Source organism: Streptomyces tibetensis (assembly GCF_007655005.1).
Lineage (GTDB): Bacteria > Actinomycetota > Actinomycetes > Streptomycetales > Streptomycetaceae > Streptomyces > Streptomyces tibetensis.
In genome coordinates, this window is record NZ_SZVW01000026.1 from 25,934 (window position 1) to 46,123 (window position 20,190).

General features: G+C 64.7%; 10 protein-coding genes. 2 read left to right on the top strand and 8 right to left on the bottom strand.

What is annotated here, in order from left to right; translation table 11 throughout:
• The first annotated feature begins 250 nt into the window (after window positions 1–250).
• Entirely contained in the window at window positions 251–2,662 is a 2,412-nt protein-coding gene (locus FDO69_RS35140; RefSeq protein ID WP_234388232.1) for a preprotein translocase subunit SecA, read from the top strand.
• 80 nt (window positions 2,663–2,742) lie between these two features.
• Here the strand turns inward: FDO69_RS35140 and FDO69_RS35145 are convergent, their stop codons facing one another.
• The 6 genes from FDO69_RS35145 to FDO69_RS35170 all read right to left on the bottom strand — a co-directional run bounded on the left by FDO69_RS35145 (window position 2,743) and on the right by FDO69_RS35170 (window position 11,943).
• The gene (locus FDO69_RS35145; protein ID WP_104786627.1) at window positions 2,743–3,801 is read right to left on the bottom strand and encodes a hypothetical protein; all 1,059 of its coding nucleotides are present in this window, start codon (window positions 3,799–3,801) and stop codon (window positions 2,743–2,745) included.
• Window positions 3,802–3,872: 71 nt separating this feature from the next.
• The gene (locus FDO69_RS35150) at window positions 3,873–5,243 is read right to left on the bottom strand and encodes a protein kinase domain-containing protein (RefSeq protein ID WP_104786629.1); all 1,371 of its coding nucleotides are present in this window, start codon (window positions 5,241–5,243) and stop codon (window positions 3,873–3,875) included.
• Entirely contained in the window at window positions 5,240–8,335 is a 3,096-nt protein-coding gene (locus tag FDO69_RS35155; RefSeq protein ID WP_104786632.1) for a coiled-coil domain-containing protein, read from the bottom strand. Before FDO69_RS35155 ends, FDO69_RS35150 begins: the two co-directional genes overlap by 4 nt.
• A gap of 22 nt (window positions 8,336–8,357) precedes the next feature.
• A complete protein-coding gene (locus FDO69_RS35160; protein ID WP_104786634.1) occupies window positions 8,358–9,011 on the bottom strand; it encodes a hypothetical protein in 654 nt (217 codons plus the stop codon).
• 535 nt (window positions 9,012–9,546) lie between these two features.
• Entirely contained in the window at window positions 9,547–10,758 is a 1,212-nt protein-coding gene (locus FDO69_RS35165; protein WP_104786637.1) for a hypothetical protein, read from the bottom strand.
• Between the two features lie 435 nt (window positions 10,759–11,193).
• Window positions 11,194–11,943 carry a transposase family protein gene (locus FDO69_RS35170; protein WP_104786640.1) on the bottom strand — a complete coding sequence of 250 codons (750 nt, stop codon included), beginning with the start codon at window positions 11,941–11,943 and terminating at the stop codon, window positions 11,194–11,196.
• A gap of 315 nt (window positions 11,944–12,258) precedes the next feature.
• On the opposite strand from FDO69_RS35170, the gene FDO69_RS35175 reads away from it, so the two are divergent.
• A complete protein-coding gene (locus FDO69_RS35175) occupies window positions 12,259–14,448 on the top strand; it encodes an ATP-dependent nuclease (RefSeq protein WP_104786643.1) in 2,190 nt (729 codons plus the stop codon).
• 268 nt (window positions 14,449–14,716) lie between these two features.
• On the opposite strand, the gene FDO69_RS35180 is transcribed toward FDO69_RS35175, so the two are convergent.
• Both FDO69_RS35180 and FDO69_RS35185 read right to left on the bottom strand, forming a co-directional pair.
• On the bottom strand, window positions 14,717–15,532 hold the full coding sequence (locus tag FDO69_RS35180) for a hypothetical protein (protein WP_104786645.1): 816 nt from the start codon (window positions 15,530–15,532) through the stop codon (window positions 14,717–14,719).
• A gap of 1 nt (window position 15,533) precedes the next feature.
• Window positions 15,534–20,114, bottom strand: coding sequence for an AAA domain-containing protein (locus tag FDO69_RS35185; RefSeq protein WP_104786648.1), 4,581 nt, complete (start codon window positions 20,112–20,114; stop codon window positions 15,534–15,536).
• Between the last annotated feature and the right edge of the window lie 76 nt (window positions 20,115–20,190).

Below are 20,190 nucleotides of genomic sequence, written 5' to 3' on the forward strand. Positions count from 1 at the left end.
GATTGGGGTTCTACCCCCGTGTCTCGCCGGTAGCCGCCAGGAGTCACAGAGTGGCGGCAATGACGACAGCACGATCTTCAATCGTTCGGCACTCCGTTGCCGAGCGTTCGCGACTACGAGCCCTTCCACCAGCGTAAGAAACAGTTGGGCCGCCATCCTCGATGTGTGGTGAGGTTGCATCGTGGGTTCTCGAACGAAGCGTCATGAGGCACGCAAAAAGCGGAAGCGTCACGCTGGTGCGGCGTCGCCAGTGTTCGACCCGCACGCGAAGGTAATCATTGACTCCTGGGCCTCCCTGATGGTGCTCATGGGGAAGTTCCATGCGAGCGACGATCCTGCCGTAGCTGTCGGTGAAGCAGTCGACGAGTTCGCCTCGAAGGTACGACGCTTCGACCCGATACGGCTCATCGAGGTGGCTCGTCTGGCGTTCTTGCCATTGGTCCCCGCAGGAATGATTCCGGTCACCGCGGATTCCAGTGCCGCGCCACTCGAACTACTCGCGTTGACCGCTCTCGTGCCTCCACAGGAGGCGGCAGATGTCACAGCCTCCCCCCAGGGTCCGGTGGCAGAGCAGGAGATGAGCCACTTCGTATCGACGGCGCGGGAGGAGATCGACAAGCTTCTCCACTTGGCTCAGCTGCGCTCTTTCGCCGCTGCGGATCCGACCGACAAGCTCGCTCTGGTGTCATTGCTCGTCCAAGGGGGCGAGGTGTGGATGCGAAATTCGTCCTACCCGGAGATGGTCGAAACGACCAACCGCGCGCTCTTGGACGGTGACCCGGAGGTGCGGGCGGCTCTTGTCGCCGAGCTCGGCTTCGACGCGTCTGACGCCCTAGCGGTTCTCGACGCGTGCCATGAGCTCCAGGTGGTGAGCATGAACCATCGCATAGACGCGATGCGTGACTCCGTGTCTGAAGCGATGGCGTCCACTGAGACCGGGCGAGCTGACGATGGGGTCATGGACCTCGCACGGTCCAGCCTCATGACGATGTTCGAGCCTGAAGCCGTCGAGGCCACGGTGGCCATCGAAGACGTCGTCAGACATACCGGCATCGCTGAGGACAAGGTCAAAGCAGTCATCGAGCGGTTCCGACTGGATCTGGCAGGAGCGACGCCTGCAGAAGTCGTCGACGCGTTCACCGCCGGCCAGAATCCGCTGCGGACCCAACCGCTCATCGTCACCACTGACGAACGCCTGATGCTGCCCCACCCAGGGCTCCATGTCTTCGCCGTCCGCGAGAATCTGGAAGAGCATCTCAAGACCTCGGCGGCATGGAACAAGTACGCGAAGCACCGTGGAGACCTCCTCGAAGTCCGCACCCGAGACGCCCTGGGTCGCGTGCTGCCCGGAGCCCGCTACCGGGACGGGTTCGAGTACTACGTGCCCGCGAATGCCACGGAGACGGCAAACGCTGACCCGGCGAAGTACACCAAGCGCGTCGAGGGCGACCATCTCGTCCTGATCGACGACGTCGCCATTGTCGTCGAAGACAAAGCCGTCGCGTTCAGTGCACTGTCCCGTGGCGGCAAGAAGACACGGATCCGCAATGATCTGACCGGCATCGTCACGAAAGCCGCCGAGCAAGCTGGTCGGATCCGGGACGGAATCGAGCAGGACGGAGGCCTGCGCATTGAGGACGAGGGGTGGGTAGACCTCAGTCACATCCGCGAGATCCACACGATCGCAGTCAGCCTCGATGACATCTCGCCCGTGCTCACTGCCACCGCGGAGCTGGTGCGGGCGGAGCTGCTCAGCGCCGACAACATCCCCTGGACAGTGTCACTGCACGACCTTGAGCTGATCACGGAACTCGTCGACCGACCCTCTGAGTTCCTGCTCTACCTCCGGCGACGTCGCAACCCGAACGTCACGCTCATGTTCAGCGCACCGGACGAGCTGGACCTGTTTCTGCACTTCTTCGAGGCGGGCCTTTGGGTTGAGCCTGACCCGGCACAGGTGCGCACCGCGTTCCCGTTCATCCCCGAGCCGTCGCCAGCCGAGTTGCGCCGCTACCGCTCACAGAAGCCGGCCATCGTGACGAGCCGCACCGACGCTCTCGACCAGTGGTTCCACACTAAGCATGAGGCGGGTCCCGAAGCCGCATCCGCCCTCAAACCACACATGGCCGCGACCCCAACCGCGTCCCTCGTCGATGAACTACAAGAGCGCAACGTCACGGGCTGGCTGAGCATCGGGGCCACGCTCCTGTCCGGTGCCCACACCACTCAGCACAAGTTCGCTCGCTACGGCGCCGAGCTCCTCAACAACCCCTCGCCGAACGGTCAAGGCCGCAGTATCACCATCCCCATCACGGCCAGTGCCGACCCCGCCGAAGGATGGCTCTTCGTCTGGGCTACTCGCCCTGCCGGAGAAGAACCTGCCGCTGCCCAGCAGCGGGTCATGGACTATGTGCGTGCGAAGAAGCACCAGCTCAATCTCCCGCGAGGCGTTGTCTTCCTGTACGACGAACCGACCGGCGACCTCCGGGACATCCTTTACGACGGGCACATCGGACCGCTCGACGCTTCCGGCACCGCGACAGTGAGGACATTGCGGCCCGCCTCGGACTTGCAGCGAACCCTCCATCCCAACGCCAAGCACCCGGCGCGCAACACGGGCAAAACCAAGTCCAAGCAGAAAAGACCGAAGCGGAAACGGTAGCCCTCCGGCCCTCAGCCGAACGCCGTACCTGAAGTAGCCGCAAGCATCACGCACGGCGCGATCGTGATCCTTGAAAGAGCTCAGTGCCTTGGGGCTCCCGATCCTTGGTTCTGCAGAGGCAGAGTTGCTGAGATTGCCGGGAGCAGGCCCAGCGACCTCAGAATACGTCCGGTGTCCGCCCCGTCGATGATCATGTAGGAGCGGGGGCGCCGGGCGTCGTGGGCGTAGGCGTCCATCATGCCCACCACGCTCGGCTTGATCTGGTGGCAGTGCTGCAGAACGAGTAGCTCTGCGGGCTCGGTGAACAGACGGTCGATCTGGTCGCCGTTCTTACCCAAGGCCTTAACGTCCATTGCGCGGGGGTGACCGGGTCCTTTGAACAGCCAGGCAGCCGAAACCTGGTGGCCACGGGCGAACACCCGCGATGTGTAGAGATCGGAACGTTCACCGCCCCAGTCCTTCGGAACGTACGACTCGCCGATCAGCCCGGCGAAGGCGTGTTTAACCACTTCTTCGGGCACGCGCAGGACCGCTTCCCTCTCGGCCTCTGTGAGGGGTGACGCGAAGTCGATCCCGCTGAACTGGCCGATATCGCTGGGGTACACCCGCGCTCCGGGCGCCGGGAGCTCGACGGCAGCATGGTTATCGATGAACGACCTAATGCCGATGAAGACTGGCCTGAGCTCAATTTGCGCCGCGCTGAGACTGGTGACCGTGCCGATCAGGTAGGCCCGTCTGCTTCCGGCAAGGCTCCCGGCCGCGGACGAGCTGGCGGTTCTTGCCGAGTTGAAAGTGCCAGTGACGCGCACCGGTTCGCCCGCGTCGACAACAGCCGTGAAGCTGACCGGCTTGAAGCCCGGGGCATCGTGTTCTCGGTCCCGCTGGAACGTAAATTTTAGCTCAGCGCCGATGATTTGCCCTGCCCGCAGGTCCTGTTCCAGGAGGCACCTGGCGAGCTCACGAACCCCAAACGAGGACAGAACTTCTGCCAGTTCTGTTGCGAGTACGTAGGGCAGCGCCGCCTCGGGCTCGCTTCTGCGAGCGGCCCTCGCCCGCGCGGACTCCGTCCGCTGTTCGCCGAGGAGGGACTGAACCTGGTCCTGGTGGAGGAAGTACGGCTCTAGCGCGATGCGCGTCATCGACAAGGTGATCCTTTAGCTGGGGCGGACCAAGCTCAGTGGCTGGCAACGCTGAGACAGTGTGGGAACGGTCACGAAATGTCCTTGAGCAGGCGCAGGAGTTCGTCCACGTCCTGCGGGCGGTCGGTCGGTTTGTGGCGGGTTGCCTCCTCTACTACGGCTCGCCATGGTCCGTTCGCGGGTAGCAGGGAGACGTTCTGCTCGGGACGCTCTCCGGTCAGGATGGCTGCGATGAGTCGTCCGATGCTGTAGACGTCAGCACTGGCCGCCACATGATGGGGGTTTCCGGAGGCCAGCTCCGGCGCGGCGAATCCCTCGGACCCGAAGCCGGTGCCGGTCCGCGTTCGGTGGGGAACGCTGGTCTCTCCTCGGGGCTGACGTCCCAACCCCCAGTCCGCCACGACCCACTTGCCGTTGAGGAGGAGGACGTTTGCTGGCTTGATGTTGCGGTGCATCCGATCGTCGGCGTGCGGACGGCGCAGTCCTTCGCAGACCGCTGTGACAAGGTCCCGCAGAGCTCCGGTCTCCCGCCGCAGACGTTCCGCGTGGCTGGCTGCGCTGCCGTTCGCAAGCGGCATGACGAACCATCGACCATCTGGGTCAGAGTCAAGCACCGGCATAACGTTCGGGTGCTGTCCGTACAGGTGACCGATGGAGATCTCGCGACCCATGCGGTGCACAGAGTCCTCATCACCGTAGCGGAGCTGTTTCAGAGCGACGGGAATGCGGGCGTGCTTGTGCACGCCGCCAAAAACAGCGCCCTGGCCACCCTCAGCGAGCGGCTCCTGGTCCTTCTCGTAGTCGGACTTCGTTCCACGCTTGAGCCACTGCACAGGAGCCCAGGGTTCGACCTCGCCCATGCCGGTCATGGTCTCGTCGGCGAGAAGGACGCGGGCGGCCTCGATGACGTGGTCACGGTAGGCACCGTGCCGTTGTGCTCTGAGGATGGCTTGCAATGGTCGGGCGGCGGGATAGCGGGCAAGCTCGGCGGAAAGGCGGCGTGCTTCGTTGTCCTGAGTGGCCCTTTGGGCAGCGCGCTGGCTGGTGCGCTCTTGCTGGGCCGCATGCAGGTCAGGATGGGGAGCCCAGCCACGGGGCGGCAGGACCACGCGGGCGTCGCGGAAGTCGCATTCGAGGACGATGCATCCGTTGCGCGCTAGCTCTGCGGCTATCTCCTCGGCACGGTCACCGAATGTGGTCACGGCGGACTGCCATCGGCGGGGGCCGTTGGTGGCAAAGGCCCACTGGCTGTCGGTCAGGCCGTCCGGGCGGTGCGGTGCGGGGAAACCTTCCGGCTCCAGAGTGACACGCGCGATCTTGGGATTACCGTGGCGGTCGGTGCTGTAGTCACCATCGGGCAGGGGAACTGCGTATGTGGTGAGGCCGGGATAGACGCTGAGGTGACGCATCGCGAAGCCACGCGGGCGGGAGCGGGCGGTCATACCGCATCCCGGTACTCGTTGCCGGTCAGCCAGGCCCGGAGCAGTTCGACACGTGGGGCGTGCTCGTCGTAGCCGACGACGACGGGTTGCTCGTTGTACGGGCTGGAGTCTGAGCTGCGGCGTAGCTTGATGTATTCGCCGCAGGCGTCGATGGCGTAGGACTCCATGTCGTCTTGCAGTGCCCCGACGACGGTGATGCCGCTCTCCCTGCCGATCTGGCCGAGCAGGGCGACCGCCTCGCGGCGGTGCTGCTTGCCGAGATTGCGGCCGAGTTCGTCGAGAACGAGGACAAGGGGCCGACCGGTGCCGCTCGCCGCTGCAGCGGCGCACACGAGTTTGATCGCCCGATCATCGATCTGTGCGGTGTTGGCCCGCCGGTTGTAGGGGATGTGATGGCGTCTGCGGGCGCGCCGCCACGTCGGCGTGACTTTCCATTCCCAGTTCTCGGTGGGGTGGGCTGGAGGGAGAGGTTCGTCGTACTGGAGTGAGGCTCCGTATCCGCCGTGGGCCATATCGAGCCGGTCGAACGCGGCTTTGACGTCTTCCAGCTTCTGCTTGATGGCAGAGGTGAGCGCGCCTCGGTGAGCTCGGCTGGCCTGGACGGCTTCCCCGTGGCCGATGCGCGCGGCGTCCAGGCTCTCGTGGCGCTCCTTGCGCTGATGGGCGATCTGTTGGCGCTCATACTGGTCGGTGTCTTCGTGCTGGCGCAGGTAGACGTGCAGCGCGTGGCGCAACGCGGGGAAGGCCGCTTGTGCCTTTGTGCTGCTGTCTGGGCCGCGCTGGCTGAACTCGGCCAGCAGGCTGGTGACTTCTTTCGGTCTGGTGTGAGAGGCGGCTGGAGGGAAGCAGTTGGATATCGCGGTGTTGATCAGAGTCTTGGCTTCTTCCCACCAGTCTTCAGGCGTCCAGGCTTGCTGAGTTTCTGGCAGGGCTAGCAGGTAGTCTCGGGCGGACTCGTCCGTACCGTTCCAGCGGGCTCTCAGTCCGGCGAGGTCCAGCTGTACTTGCTCCTTTTCGAGACTTCCCCGTTTTTCTTGCCTCTCTCTGGTGGTTTCGTCGAGGGCAGCCTTCTGTGCGCGCAGAGACTTGATTTCGTTTTCGCGGCGCCCCTCCAGACGGAGCACCTCGTCCCGTTCGGCAGCTGCGGCAGTGAGGTCAGGGGCCAGTTTCGCGCGCTCGTCTCGGGCGGCCTGGTCTTCCGCCTGCAGAGTGCTGATCTTTCTCTGCAACTCAACGGCTTCGGCTGCGGCTCTTACGCCGTTCAGTCTGCGCTCAGCACCGGCGACTTGCTGCTCGGCGGCCTTCTGCATCCGCACGGCTTCCCGGTGACTGTCGAATTCCTGACGGACGCGGTCTCGTGCAGCGGCGATGCGGGCAGCGCGGTCGGTCACGGGCCGGGGAAAACCGCCGATCGTAACGATGCCCGCATCATCGTAGACACGGTCAGGGTTGGCGTGGGCTGTGACTCGCGAGTCCAGCGACGCGAGGAAACCGCTCAGGTCGTAGTCCGAGTTGGTGTTGCACGGGAGGTCAGCGTTCCTTGCGGCTGCGGTCAGATTGGCCGCGATCAAGATCGAGCCGGGCAGGTCCGCGAGGAGGTCACTGGCCATCTTGAGGTGGTGGTGGTCCACGACGGCGGCTGCACGGTACGGCCACAGGGCCGGCTCCCACTTTGGCCTCTGCTGATCAGTGAGGGCAACGGCGTCAAGGAGACAGATGGCCTCGATTCTCTCGGTTGCGAGGAGGTCGATCTGCTGTCTTGCCAGGTCTTTGCCGCTTTCCGCGTCCTCCAAGCCTTCCTCGGCATCGGATAGTGCCTTCTCCGCCACTCCGACTGCCTTGACCCTCTTGTCCAACTCGGCGCCCGCGTCGGCACGCTCTCGTTGGGCGGTTGGTTCGTCGCGGCCGTCGGCGTCACGGGCATTGAGTTTTGCCTCACGCCACCAGCCGTCGGCTTCTTCGATCTGCTGTTGCAGAGTTGCCACCTGCTCGCCCAGGTCGCGGTCGGCGTCGTCGAGCTTTGTGAATGTGCTCTGCGCGGCCTTCTGTCTTTTCGTGAATGCCTCGTCGTCGGCCAGTTCCTTCGCTCGCCTGGCTAGCTCGTGCGCTGTGCGCTTGTCCTGTTCGATCTCGGCGTCGGCCCCGGCTATCTCGGATTGGATGTCGGCATCGCGTTGGAGGGCGTTGTACAGCATCTGTGCTGTATGTGACCGCCAGCGGTCAGCGGCGTCGATAACGTCCTTGCGCGCCTGGTCGCGGGCCTCGATGCCCTCTTCGGTGATCTGAGTCTGCTCTTCCCATGTGGCGAGGTCGGACTCGGCTTTGCTGGCCTTTTGGAGGCGGTCGTACTCGTTGCGGCGTGCCTGGCGTTCCTGCTGTAGTTCGTGCTCAATGCCGGTGAGTACGGCGATTGCCTCGAAGATCCGCCGCTCGGAGATCTCGTTGAGTGGCTGGGCGAGGAGGTTGGGGGCGGCACTGGCCCGTACCGATGTCGACAGGAACGACACGCAGCGCACGTGGTCCCCGTAGAGCGTGTACGGAAGGTCGCGGGCCGCCACGTCGTATCGTCCGGCCTGTGGAGGCAAGGCGTGCCACACAGAGTCCGCGGACTGTTCCCGTTCGGCTTCGCTGTCTCCAGCGGGTAGAAGCAGTCCTTCCTGCCAGCGCAGTTTCAGCCGGGGGCTGCCTTTTTGGCTGTTTCTGTCGATCCGGATCCACACGGTCAGGGCGCCGGCCTGCAACTGGGCGAGGGCGCCCATAGGGGGTGCAAACACGCCGATGAGGTATCCGTAGTCGGCGTTGCCCCAGTGCTCCTCGCCGCCGGCGTCTTCGGAGTTGAACAGCAGGTCGACTGCGGCGGGTGCGCCGGAGCTGAATCGCCACTGTTCGTCGGCATGCAGCAAGCTGATCTGGGCCAGGAGTGACGACTTCCCTGCTCCGTTGGAGTCTTTCGGCCCTTGTCCTGCCACGGCGATGAGGGTGCCGGCTGCCAGCGGGATGGGGTGGGTGGAGAGCCTGGAGATTCGCACGCTCTGGAGGCCGACCAGGACACGGTCGCCGACAATGTCTTTCGGCGGCTCTTTTTTGTCCATGCACCGTTCCTTGAAGAATTCGTCATTTCTGGGAGTTGCCGAGGTTCCGGCGGACCGTGATCGCGGTAGCGAGAGCAGTATCCGGGCCCACGGCCAGGATCAGGTTTTCCTGGAGTCGTTGGCGCGCGGCTGGTGTGAGTCGGCGTAGTGCGGGCCCGGGAATGTAGGAGGATCCTGCTGTCTCGTGGTCTGGTACGCGCGCCGTGCGGACCAGGCCTGCTGTGCGCAGTCGTTGCAGGGCCTCAGACAGGCGCAGTTGCCCGTGGATCTGCGAGAGTTTCCGCAGCTGGGTCGGTGTCGTGGGGTGGTTCGACTGCCAGTTGTCCCCACTCAGGCGTCCTTCTGCCCGGGGGATCGCAACTGAGTGGATCAGTACCAGGATCAGCGCGGCTCTTTCCAGCGGCGGCAGTATCCCCCAGCCATTCGCGACGAGTTCTGCAGCGATATCGTCCCGGTATCCCGATGTCCAGAGGTTGGCGCCTGCGGGGACCAGCGTGCGGCCGGTCATGTGCAGCATCTGGTCAAGCTGGTGACGCAGTGCCGCGTCTCGGAGGGCGGGAAGCGCCGCTTCGCTTGCAGGCTCGCTGCCGTACTCAAGGGCGGCCCAGGCTGAGACCAGCGCGTCGCGCTGTTTATCGCCGAGCGGCTGGAGCATGTCGTCGAAGAGGCCGCTCATCGGTGCGCCTGCCCGGGAGGTCGAGGGGGCGGTATTTCACGCCATAGGTCCCGCAGTAGGGAGATGTCCTGGTCGGGCCAGGTGGCTGTCCAGGGGCCAAGACGGACTGTCTGCGCCTGGCCATCGATGTACAACCACCGACTGGTGTGCAGGCGGCGGAATGCTCCCATTGCGAAGCGGTGCAGAATTTCTCTTTCGCGTCCGGGGATGAGCTGGTCCACGACGTCCAGTACCTCGTGCATCGTTGCCGACTGGCCTGGCCAGGGGCTTGCCTGAACATCGGTCCAGCAGCAACGCAGCGCTGCGGCAAGGACCCGGTTGGTCTCGTTGGGGTGTCTCACGGAGAGCAAGGGCATCTGCAGTTCGCGGAGCACGGCTGGCGTGACGTCGTCGGGTGGGCGGGGCACCAGCCAGAAGATCTCACCATCCTGCTCCACTACGCGCAGCATGCCTGCCGGTGTTCTTGTGGCTGCCGGCATGCGCAGCGGGCCTTCGGCCCGCACCCTCGCCCACCACAGTGCCTCGTCCGGATCACTCACGCGGGTCTCCGTACTCGTTCGAACACGCCCCAGGTGAGCCAGGAGGGGACACTGCCTGCCCGTACCTGGACCGGGCCGGTCCAGGTCAGTCGGTAGGGGAGTCGGTCGTTGTTGCTCGCGGCGGTCAGGTCGGACAGTAGGCGGCGTGCTGTTACCCAGCCGATGTCCGACAGAAGGTGTTCGACTGCCACAGAGTCCTCGCCGCTGAGCGCTTCCTCGGCGATTGCCGCCAGCCGTTCGGCCTCGGCGTCCTTCCATTCCTGGTAGGGCTGTTCTTTGTTATCGGGAACTGGGGACCGCGGTGGTGTCGGGCGGTTGGTAGTTGTCTGTGGCGTGCGGGCCACGGCCTCCGCGAGGTCAGCGACGTCGTGCCATGGGGATGGCGCGTCGAATACCTGATCGGCCAGGACCGCCGCGAGCTCGTCCACCGATGCGCGGTTCGCGAAGCGCTTCCACATCTCGGGGGGCAGGAGATTCAAGGCCCGGGAAGTTCCCGCTGCTGCCATGAGGCGAGCCGAGGCGTTCGTCGAGGCATCTTCGTAGGCGGCGATCGCCGAGCGCAGTTCGCCGCATTTACGGCTGAGTGCGGGCCAGAACTGCAACAGGATCTCGTGCACTGCGGACGCCTGGTCGATCAGCGACTTGGCGTTCCATAGCAGTGGCGCGCGCTCCCGCAGGTTTTCCACCGTGCCGCTGACGGTCAGCGCTACGAGTTCGGCGACGAGCAGTCGAAGTGCGGTGGTGATACCGACCACTACCTCAAGTGCTTCCTCGGTTGTGCTCTCCCCGCCTTCCAGCCTGATCTTCTCCATCGTCAGAAGCTGGTGCAGTTCCGACTGACCTCCGCGGGCCAACATCCGCTGGACGAACAGCATGGAGACGTAGCTGGTGAAGGAGGCCCGGTACTCACGTTGGTAGGGCTTGTCAAAGGCAGGCTGGATCGCGCCGAGCCCTTTCAGCACGCTCAGGCGGTCCTTGACTAGCTCGTCCGGGAAGGCGGCGCAGGCCGCCTTGATCTGCTCTGTTGTGAGGCCGTCCTCCCCCGCCCTGGCAAACGCAGCGAACAACGTGTTCGCCAGGTGGAACAGGGCAACGTCATCGATCGCCGCGTTGGACCGGCTCGCAAGGACAGCAACAATCTGCCTGAATACAGAAACGACAGTCTGCTCGGCCGCTGCCGTATCCAGTCCAAGCTGCTCGTCAATCATTGAATCGTCCTGGTTGTGCCCTGACTCTAGGTGGGGGTTCCAGCTGCGGCGTTACCCAGACGAGGTGGAACTCCGCTGCGCATTTCAGGGATGAGTATTTGTACAGGGGAAGTTGGCACTGCAGGTTGATCCCGTCACCTCCCCCAGCCACTCGCAGCACGTAGGGTAGCCGATCCGATAGACGGACCATGGGCAGATTAGCGATCACGGTCAGACCGTGGGGCGTGATCGACACTGAGGTCGTGACCCCGACCGCTGATCCATCTGAGCGTGCGGCAGTCCGTCCGTATCGGCGAACTGGTTCCACTTCATCACTGCCAGACCCCGCCTCACCACAGGATGACAGGGATCCCGAGCACTGATCACGCTGGTCCGATTACCGGATCGGTGCGGGACCGCGACATTGCCTCAGACCATCTCTATCACTGAGCCTTTTCAGCGGTGCCGCTCCAGGGTGAGGATGGCGGCTGCGATTGACGACATGCGGTTGGGACTGCAGCGGGCTTCGCGCAAGATCCGCCAGGACTTCAGTCGTGCGACGCCGCGCTCGACCGCCGCGCGTGCCGCCGACAGCGCGCGGTTGACGGTTTGCTGGGTTGGTGTGAGGTCGCGGCCGGGCAGGCGTCTGAGGGGTGTCGTCACCCACGGGCCGGCTCCGATGTATGCACGGTCGGCGAGGATCGGAATGCCTTGGCGTTCACAGATCCGGAGGATCCGGTGGGTGCGGGCCGCGGTCAGGTCGTGCGCGCGGCCGGGCAGTGCGGGTGAGATCCACAGCAGTCGTCCTGCTGGATCGGTCACCACCTGCACGTTCACGCCGTGGCGTCGGTGTTTTTGGGAGAAGTCGGCCCGGCTGTCGCCGACCCGGTCGCACTCCGCGAGGGTGCCGTCCAGCAGGACGTAGTCGGGGTCGGCTTCGCGCAGGTTTCGCAGGAGCCCGGGTGCGCGGTCGGCGAGCAGGGCGATGACGGCTGCGGTGTAGGCATGGGCGGTGCCGACGGAGATGCCGAAGCCTGCCGCGAGTTGCGCGAGGGTGTCGTGGCGTCGCAGGTACACCAGGCCGACCAGCGCACGCTGGTGCGGCGGGAGTTTGCACCGTCGGCCACCCTCGCGGGTGACGATGAGCATGGTTGCCCACTCGACCAGGGCATGAGGTAGGTCGAGTGCGGCAGAATACGGAACCAACGCGGCTCCTACGCCTGTGGGTTGAGACTTCGAACACCTCCCCCAACGGCACGGGAGCCTCGTGCGTTGCGCACCCTGTCGGCGTCACCCGATCGGTGGCCGAGCTGAAAACGCTCACTCAGTAGGCAGGTCCGATGCACCCCATCGAGTCGATGCGTAAACGCCTCCCACTTCCTGCCCCCGTTCGAGGACCCTTGCACCCTGTGCTGCGTCAACTCATGGAAGGGGCCTTGCTTCCGTGGTGTTCGAACTTCCACGTCGAGGCGACACGGGCCTCTACGATGTCGGTTCGGCCCGACAGTCTTCTGGAGCACCATGCGCCTCGCACACATCAAGATCGATAACTTCCGCGGGCTCAGCCAGGTTGACATCCGCCTCTCCCGCTTTGGTTGTCTGATCGGCGAGAACAACGCGGGGAAGTCGTCTGTGTTCCAGGCCTTGAACATCTTCTTGCGCTCAGCCGCCGTCACGGAGGCCGATTTCCTCAATCCCGCCCGCCCCGTTCGCATCCAGCTCAGCTTCTCCGAAATCCACGAGGCTGACCTTCAGCGCCTGGAAGACAGTCACCGCTCACGTATTGAGCCAGAGGTGAGCGACGGCCGCCTCACCTTGGCCCGGACGTACGCCAGTCCGGGCAAGGGCTCCATGTGGGTGGTCAAGAAGGTGCCCAGCGATGCTCGCTTGCGGAAACCAGCTCTTGAGGAGGTACTCCGCCCCAAGATCTCCACTGAGGAGCTGGAGGCGAACGTTCGAGGTGTCTACCCAGAGATCTTCGACAAGCTGTCCGGCAAGATCACGCGTGTGGCCGTGAGACGAGAGTGGGCTGAACTCGTCGCCGCTCTTCCGGAAGGCGCCTACAGCACGGGCGACGATCCTCTGATGACCGGCCTGGATAAATCGGTGGCTCCGTTGCTGCCGGAGCCAATCTACATCCCGGCCGTGAAAGAGCTGAACGACGATCTCAAGACCACGTCATCAGCAACGTTCGGTCGGCTCCTGTCCCTCCTATTCGAAGACATCGAGCATCAACTCCCTGAGCTGGAAGCCTCTTTCGATCAACTGCGGAACCAACTCAATGTGGTGGAGGAGGAGGACGGCAGCGAGTCGGACCGGCGGCTGCCGGAGGTGCGCCAGATCGAGACGTTGATCCAGCAGAACCTCCAAGAGTCCTTCCCTCGTGCGAGTGTGCGTCTGGAGATTCCCCCACCCCGACTTCGCAGTTTGTTGGAGGAGGCCCAGATCGCCATCAACGACGGCGTCAGTGGCCCCTTCAAGACCAAGGGAGACGGTCTGCGCAGGTCGGTGGCGTTCGCGATCCTGCGTACGTACGTGGACCTCAAGACTGCACGGCCTTCGCAGCCCGACAGTGCCCAGCAGCCCTGTCTGCTCTTGTTCGAAGAGCCGGAGGTCTTCCTCCATCCGCAGGCGCAGCGCAAACTCTTTGAAGCCCTGACGATCTTCTCTCACTACAACGACGTCCTGGTCAGTACTCACTCGTCTGCGTTCTGTGCCCCCGGGGCAACCGGTACCTTCGTGAAGGTCGTCAAGGACCACACTCTGGATCCGCCGGCCAGCCGGACCTGTGTGATTGACCTGTCCGACATGAACGCCCGGGACCAGTTCGAGATCATCACGTACGAGAACAACGAGGCCGCCTTCTTCGCCAACTCCGTTCTGCTCGTGGAGGGCCCGAGCGACCGAACTCTCATTCCCCATATCGCGCGCACTCTCAGCCCCCAGTGGGATTTCGAAAAGCGCGGAGCCGCGATCGCCAAGGTAGAGGGAAAAGGAAGCATCGAGCGGTACCGTAAGTTCTTCCAGCGTTTCGAGATGCGAGTCGCAGTCATCGCTGACCTGGATGCCGTGCTTGACGGCTTCGACAAGCTGGGCGCCAGTGAAAAGTGCCGTGAACTGCGTGATCGGCTCGTGTGCCGGGTCACGGAGTTGGTGGAGGAGGAAGAATCGGATGAGGTTTCCAGCAGGACCCTCAAGGGAATCCGTACCAGCGGCAGCGCACGGGAACTGTGGCGGCAGGCCAAGATCAAGCAGGAGGAGCACGCCCAGGGACTGTGCGGGTTCGACGAGTTGAACGCCGCTGTAGACGCCTTCTTCGCCCGATCCGCTTCAGGCGCGGCGCGCAGGATCCTGGAGGAAGCCAGTGACCCTGAGCTAGAGAAGATGAAGCTGGACCTGCTGCGAATGCTCCGCGAAGAGAACATCTACGTGTGGGAGCGCGGGGCCATCGAGGCCTACTATCCGGACTTGCAGACGAACGAATCGAACAACAAGAACGACCGTGCTCGCACGTTCTGCGAGCGGTATACCACTGCCGAAGCCATCCGCGGCCTGCCTGTCTTTAAAGACTCCGCTGGTTGCGAGTTCGACCTCATCTTCGAGGCACTCTTCGGAACGGTCTCTCTGGAATCGCCCCCGATTGAGATTCCCGAGCAGGCTGCAACAGAGGGACCGTCAGTTGAGCTCGGGGAAACATCTACAGTTGAATGACTCAGACGCTTCTCCATTGTGTGCCCGCCCCGGAGAATCTCAGTACGCCCCGGATCTTTCCGGTTCGAAGGTGCTCGCCGCAAAGCCACCTTCCGCCTTTGGCAGTAAATTTGGTTATGTCCACGCCGGGGCTGTTGACGGCTTCCATGAGAGATTTGCGTTCAGTCTGCGGTCGCTGTCGATGGTGCAAGCTACAGCAACGCGACGTTAACGGGTAAGAAAGGGGCTGCCACATTCCTGTCAAACTCGTTAACGTCGTTACCGACGCCTATTGAGGGTTGCTTGCCGCCAGGTCGTTGAGCACAGCGTTGACTGTGGACCAGCAGAGGTCGGCTGTGTCGAAGTCTGCGCTGTGTTTGGCTCGTTTCTCCGCGAGGGGGTGGACCAGGTTGCGGTAGGTGCGTAGCAGGTCTGAGGCCATTTTTGCGTCTTGGTCGATCCACTGGTTGGTGTGGGCGTGCTGAATGAGGTCCTGCAGTCGGGTGTCGCGGGCGGGGCGGGTCAGCGGCACGGTTGCGTTTCTGACGTCGGCGGCGTGGACGAGGACGCCTTCGAGGAGGCTCCCGAGCATGATGACGGCGGAGGTGTAGGCGCCGTGTTCTTGGCAGATGCGGGCTTCGTCGAGGCGTAGCTGAACGGCGCGGGCCAGGTCGGGGTCGGAGACGATGTCGGTGATGGCCACCTTCAGCTCTACCCGCTGGGGGCGAGGGGGTTCGTCGGGGTCGTACTCGATGAGGAACGGCTGCCCTTTGTGGTAGTCGATGCGGCGGCCTTCGAGGGCGAGGACTTCCTGGAGGCGTTGGATGACGGCGTCGTAGTCGGCGGGTTGTTGTTGGTATTCCCGTCGGTCGGCCAGGCGCAGGATGACGCGCTCGGTGTCTCCTGCCTGGTCTTCCTGCCGTTCGCGCAGGATGGTGTGTACCCAGCGGTGGCGCGGGCTGCCGTCGTGGTCGGGGACGTCTTCCCAGCCGGCCCGGCGGAGGAAGGGAGCGAGTTCCCAGCCCGCTCGGCGTTTCATGCCCGGCTCGTCACCGCAGACCATGGCGGCCAGTTCTTCGAGGGTGCTGTCGTCGTAGTTGTCCATGTCAGTGTCCCTCGCTGTCTTCGTCCGGCTCGCCGTCGTAGGGGTCCGCGTCTTCGTCGGGTTCGGCCTCGGCCAGGCCGACCGGAGTCCAGGGCATGTCGGTCAGCGCGTCATCGATGGATGGCTCGCGGACCGTGCGGGGATGGATGCCCAGCTCGGTCAGGCGTTCCCACAGAGGTTCCAAGGCCTCGTCGGGTGAGAGGGCGAAGGCGCTGCTGCGTATACGCCAGAACGTCCAGCCGGCGCGGCGAAGCTCCCGCTCGCGCTCGGCGTCGTCGTGGATCTGTTTCGGGGTGGAGTGGTGAGGGCTTCCGTCGCACTCGACTGCGAGGCGTCCGTGGCCTCCGGTGACGACGAGGTCGATGCGTTTTCCGTTGACTTCCCACTGGGGTACTACGTCGTAGCCGCGTTCCTTGATGCGCAGGAAGACGCGCTGTTCGAAGAGCGAGTCGAAGGGCTCGCAGTGTCGGTCTGCGCTGACGTTGGCGGGCTGGTGGGGGTGTGTGTAGGGCGGGGGCGGGCTCACCATGTAGGTGAGCAGGGAGCGGCGCAGGTCTTTGCTGCTGAGCTGGTCGATGGTCAGGGAATGGAAGAGCCACATCTGGTCGCGGGCCCGGCTGGCGGCCACGTTGAAGCGTCGTTCGTGGTTCCGGCCGGTCGCGGCGATGACGTTGGCTCCGTCGACGACCATCGACAGGAGGATGACGTCGCGCTGGTCTCCCTGGAACTGTTCGGGTGTGCCGACCTGGATGCTGTGGCGTTCGCGGGCCGATACGTCGATGCGCTGGTCGACGAGGTCCTGGACCAGGCGGGTCTGGTCGCCGTGGCGCAGGATGATCACGCCGATGCTGCGGTCGGCGTAGGCAGGGTCCTGGGTGAGGCGGTGCAGTTCGTTGACGACGGCCTCTGCCTCGGGCCGGTTGATGAGTTTGTCCCGGCGTCCTTCGCAGTGCCCTTCGGGCACGTGGACGACCTTCAGCGGAGGGAGGCGGTCGGAGCCGTGCTGGCGCAGCAGGACCAGCTGGTTGTCGGGATAGAACTGCATGGAGGACCATTTGATGATCTCCGGCATGCACCGGAAGTGCTCGGTGAGACGGATCACTTCGGTGAAACGGGACTGCAGCAGTTCGTACAGGTTGGACTTGGGGTCGAAGCCTTCGCGCTGCCAGGGTTCGAGGCCGGCCATGCGCTCGTCGAAGATCTGGGTGATCCGGTCATGCTTGCTGCCGCTGTAGAACGGGGCGCACTGCCGGTCGTCGCCGACGACGATGATGCGGGGTGCGAGCCAGAGCAACAGCAGGCCGTCCAGGCCCACTTGGCTTGCTTCATCGACGATGACGACATCGAAGGAGTCCGGCTCTGGGCTGATCGTTTCCGCTACCTGGTTCAGCGGCATGATCCACGCCGGTACCGCTCCTTGCGCTGTCTGCATGGCTGAGCGCGCGTGACGCTGGTGGCGTCTGCCGTACTCGGTGGTTCCCTGGCCTGCGTTGGCCACGGCGCTGGCGTATGCAGCCAGGGCCTGTTTGTGCTTGGTGGTCATGCGGCTGACGCAATGGAGTGCTGCGCGGTCGCAGACCAGCTGTTCCACCAGGTCGTGCAGCCGGGTTTGGATCTGGGTCAGTTCGCCTTCGAGCTGATCTTCGCGTCCTGGGAGCAGGTGGGTGTCGAGGAAGTCCTGCGCCTGCCGCCATGCCCAGGCCTGGGGCAGCGCGGCGAACCGGGAGCGCCAGTGCGGGGCGAGGGGGTCGCCGGCGAGGTCCTTGGCGAGTTCGGGGTGGGCCTCGGCAAGGCACTCGAAGAGTTTCCCGGTCTCGCGCCGGTCTGCCTCACGCTGGTATGCCGCAGTCAGTGCGTCCACCGCCTGCGCGTAGGCCTGCGCATCACGGGCCGCTACGGCATCCGCCGCGCGCTGCAGCTCCTCCACGCCATGCGGGTGGGGCGGCGGAAGGCTCTTGAGGAGCTCTTCGAAGCGTTGTGTTGCGGTCCTGATGTGCAGGAGTTGACGGGCCTGGGCCGTGGCCTGGCGGATGTCACGCCACTGCTCGGCGGTGGTGACCGGTGTCTGGATTCCGTCGGCCAGCAGGGTTGCGTGGACCTGGCGGATGACCTCCACGCAGGTGTCGATGGCTTGCAGGGTGACGGCCCTGTCCAGGAGTTCGGACGTCATCAGTTCGGTGGTGTCCTGTCCGACGGCCGATCCGACGCCGGTCCACCGGCCGCGCAGGGTGCGGGCGTGGGCGCGCATCTCCAGTTGCCGTACGACCGCGGTGATGTGCTCTCGGCCGGCTGGCGCCATGCCTTCCACCCGGCACTGTTCGAGGAGGAATCGGGCTTGCTTGACGACGGCCGGCCGGGGCCATCGCGTGTTCAGTCTGCCGGTTCGCAGGACGTGTTGCTCCAGATTGCGGCCCGCGATCAGGAGCTCCTTCTCCTCGCTTTCGGAGAGGCGGGGGATCTCTACTTCCGGGAAGGATGCAGCGGCTATCTCGTCGTGGGTCTGCTGTGCGCGCTGTGAGGCGTTTCGGATGCTGTCCCACAGTTGCTGCCATCGCTGGGCGATGCCGTCCTGCAGCGCGCGCGTGGACCAGGTATCCGCCTGCCAGGAGGTGGGGTCCGCGGACAGCCCTACCCTCTGCAGGGCCTGCTGGGCTCGGTCGAGGAGCGCTTGCAGCACAATGAGCCGGGCGTCACCGTGGTCCGCCAGTTCCTGCGCCAGCGGTGTGACCGGCTCGCGGCCGACGGCTTCCTCGGCTCCTTGAAGTTCCGTGATGCGGCGGGAAACGTCCGTCGGGTCGGGCAGCGTGGCAGGGTCCGGGCAGTACTGGATGCGGGCGTCGAGGATTCCGGGACCGTGCTGGGTGACGAGCAGCCACAGTCGCTCAGCTTCGTCCGTGGTCAGGGGCGGGACCTGTGGGGCCTGGACATCAAGGGGCGGCAGCCACTGATATTCGAATGCGCCGTGTTCCACAGCTTGCACGATGTCGTCGAGCCGCCCTCGGTAGCCCGGCGCGATCTCGGGGTGCTCGTACCACTCGACTTCACGGACCTGACGCAGGCGGTCTTGGAGCTTGGCCTGCTCCGCCATGAGCTGGTGCCGCTGCGTCTGCTGGTCGTCTATGCGCTGTTGGAGCCGATCGAGGTTTGTTGTCGCGTTCAGGTGCGCCAGGGCTCCCAGCGACTGGCTCAGATCGGAGTTCCCGCCCTGCCACTGATCGCCTTGGATCACGCACATGCTGCGCAACTGGGACGGCAGCTGGTCGCGCAGCACGTTCAGAGCCTGGCTCTTCGCGCTGGTGACCAGGACTCTCTTGCCGTCCGCGAGGAGTGCGGCGATCAGATTGCTGATGGTGTGTGTCTTTCCGGTGCCCGGCGGGCCCTGGACCACGACACTGGTGTCGCGCTGCAGCCGGTCCAGGACATCGCGCTGGGCAGCGTTGGTGACCATCGGGAACAGCGGATCCGGTCCCAGTGCCGGCGGCACGGAGCCATTCCTGCTCCCCCAGGCCGTCCGGTGCTCCGGTTCAAGGTCATACAGCAGTTGCGCCAGTCCCAGAGGGGCTTGTGCTCCGGGACGTTTCAGCGCCCGGGCGATGCTCTCGTAGAAGCCAAGGACGGAGCGCTGGCTGTGTTCGCGCAGGATGAGTGCGGGCGCAAGATGCAGTGACCGCGCCTGGGGTTCAGCGGTGAGGTCGTCGGGGTGCTGGCCGGTGGGGTCGAACGGGAGCACGCGGTCGACTCCGAAAGCCCGCTGCGCCCACGAGCGCACGGCCTGTGCCGCCCGGTCCGACAGCGGGTGGAAGGGGACGTCCTCGACAGCGGAGCGTACGACCCCCAGCAACTCCGACGTGTAGCCGTCGGACTCGCTGAGGAAGTCGGTGTCTTCCAGTCGTCCGGGGTGCTCCTGCACCAGAGAAACGGTCACGTTGATCGATGCCGGTTCAACGGTGAGGGTCACCGGTGTTGTCACGATGTGCCGGCGGACCCGGGCCGAGGGACGAGCGGCTCCGAGTTGCAAGAGACCTACGGCCAGGACTACTTCGAAGGTGTCGCTGTCCTGCTCGATCTTCTTGGCCATCCGGTACAGCTGCTGGTGCAGTCGCCGTTGCGGCTCGGCCGCCAGCTCTTCCTGTGACCATCGCATCCACTTGCCGGCCCACGTCTCGTACGCCTTGCGTTCTTCGGAGCTGCCGCTCTCCAGAGCCAGTTGGTTCTCCTCCACGCTTGCCTGGTCGTCGGCTATTTGACGGTCATTCGGTGTGTTGTCGATCAGGCCGGGAGGTTGCGGTCCAGCGGTGGCGGCGGCCTCGGCGGACACCCTGCCGTGCAAGATCGCCGGCAGCCGCGGTGCTTCGTGGGGTGGACGGTGCTTGACCACCATGATGCGAGGGTCGGCGTCCACAGCACGGCGCACGGTCCCATCGGGAGCGTCCGCGAGCCACACCGTTTCCGGGTACTTGGCACAATCACGGATGGTCTTGGAGACGGCGCCCCGCACCAGCTCCTGCAGACAGTCGATCAAGACGCGAGTGTCACGGACGGCTTTGGGATCGCTGCCATCACGTACTGCCGGGCGGGCCATCACATCCCCCAAACGCCTGCCACTCTGGCAAGCCTTTTAGGATCCCTGGCGGCTGCACACTGGGCAATGTGACGGG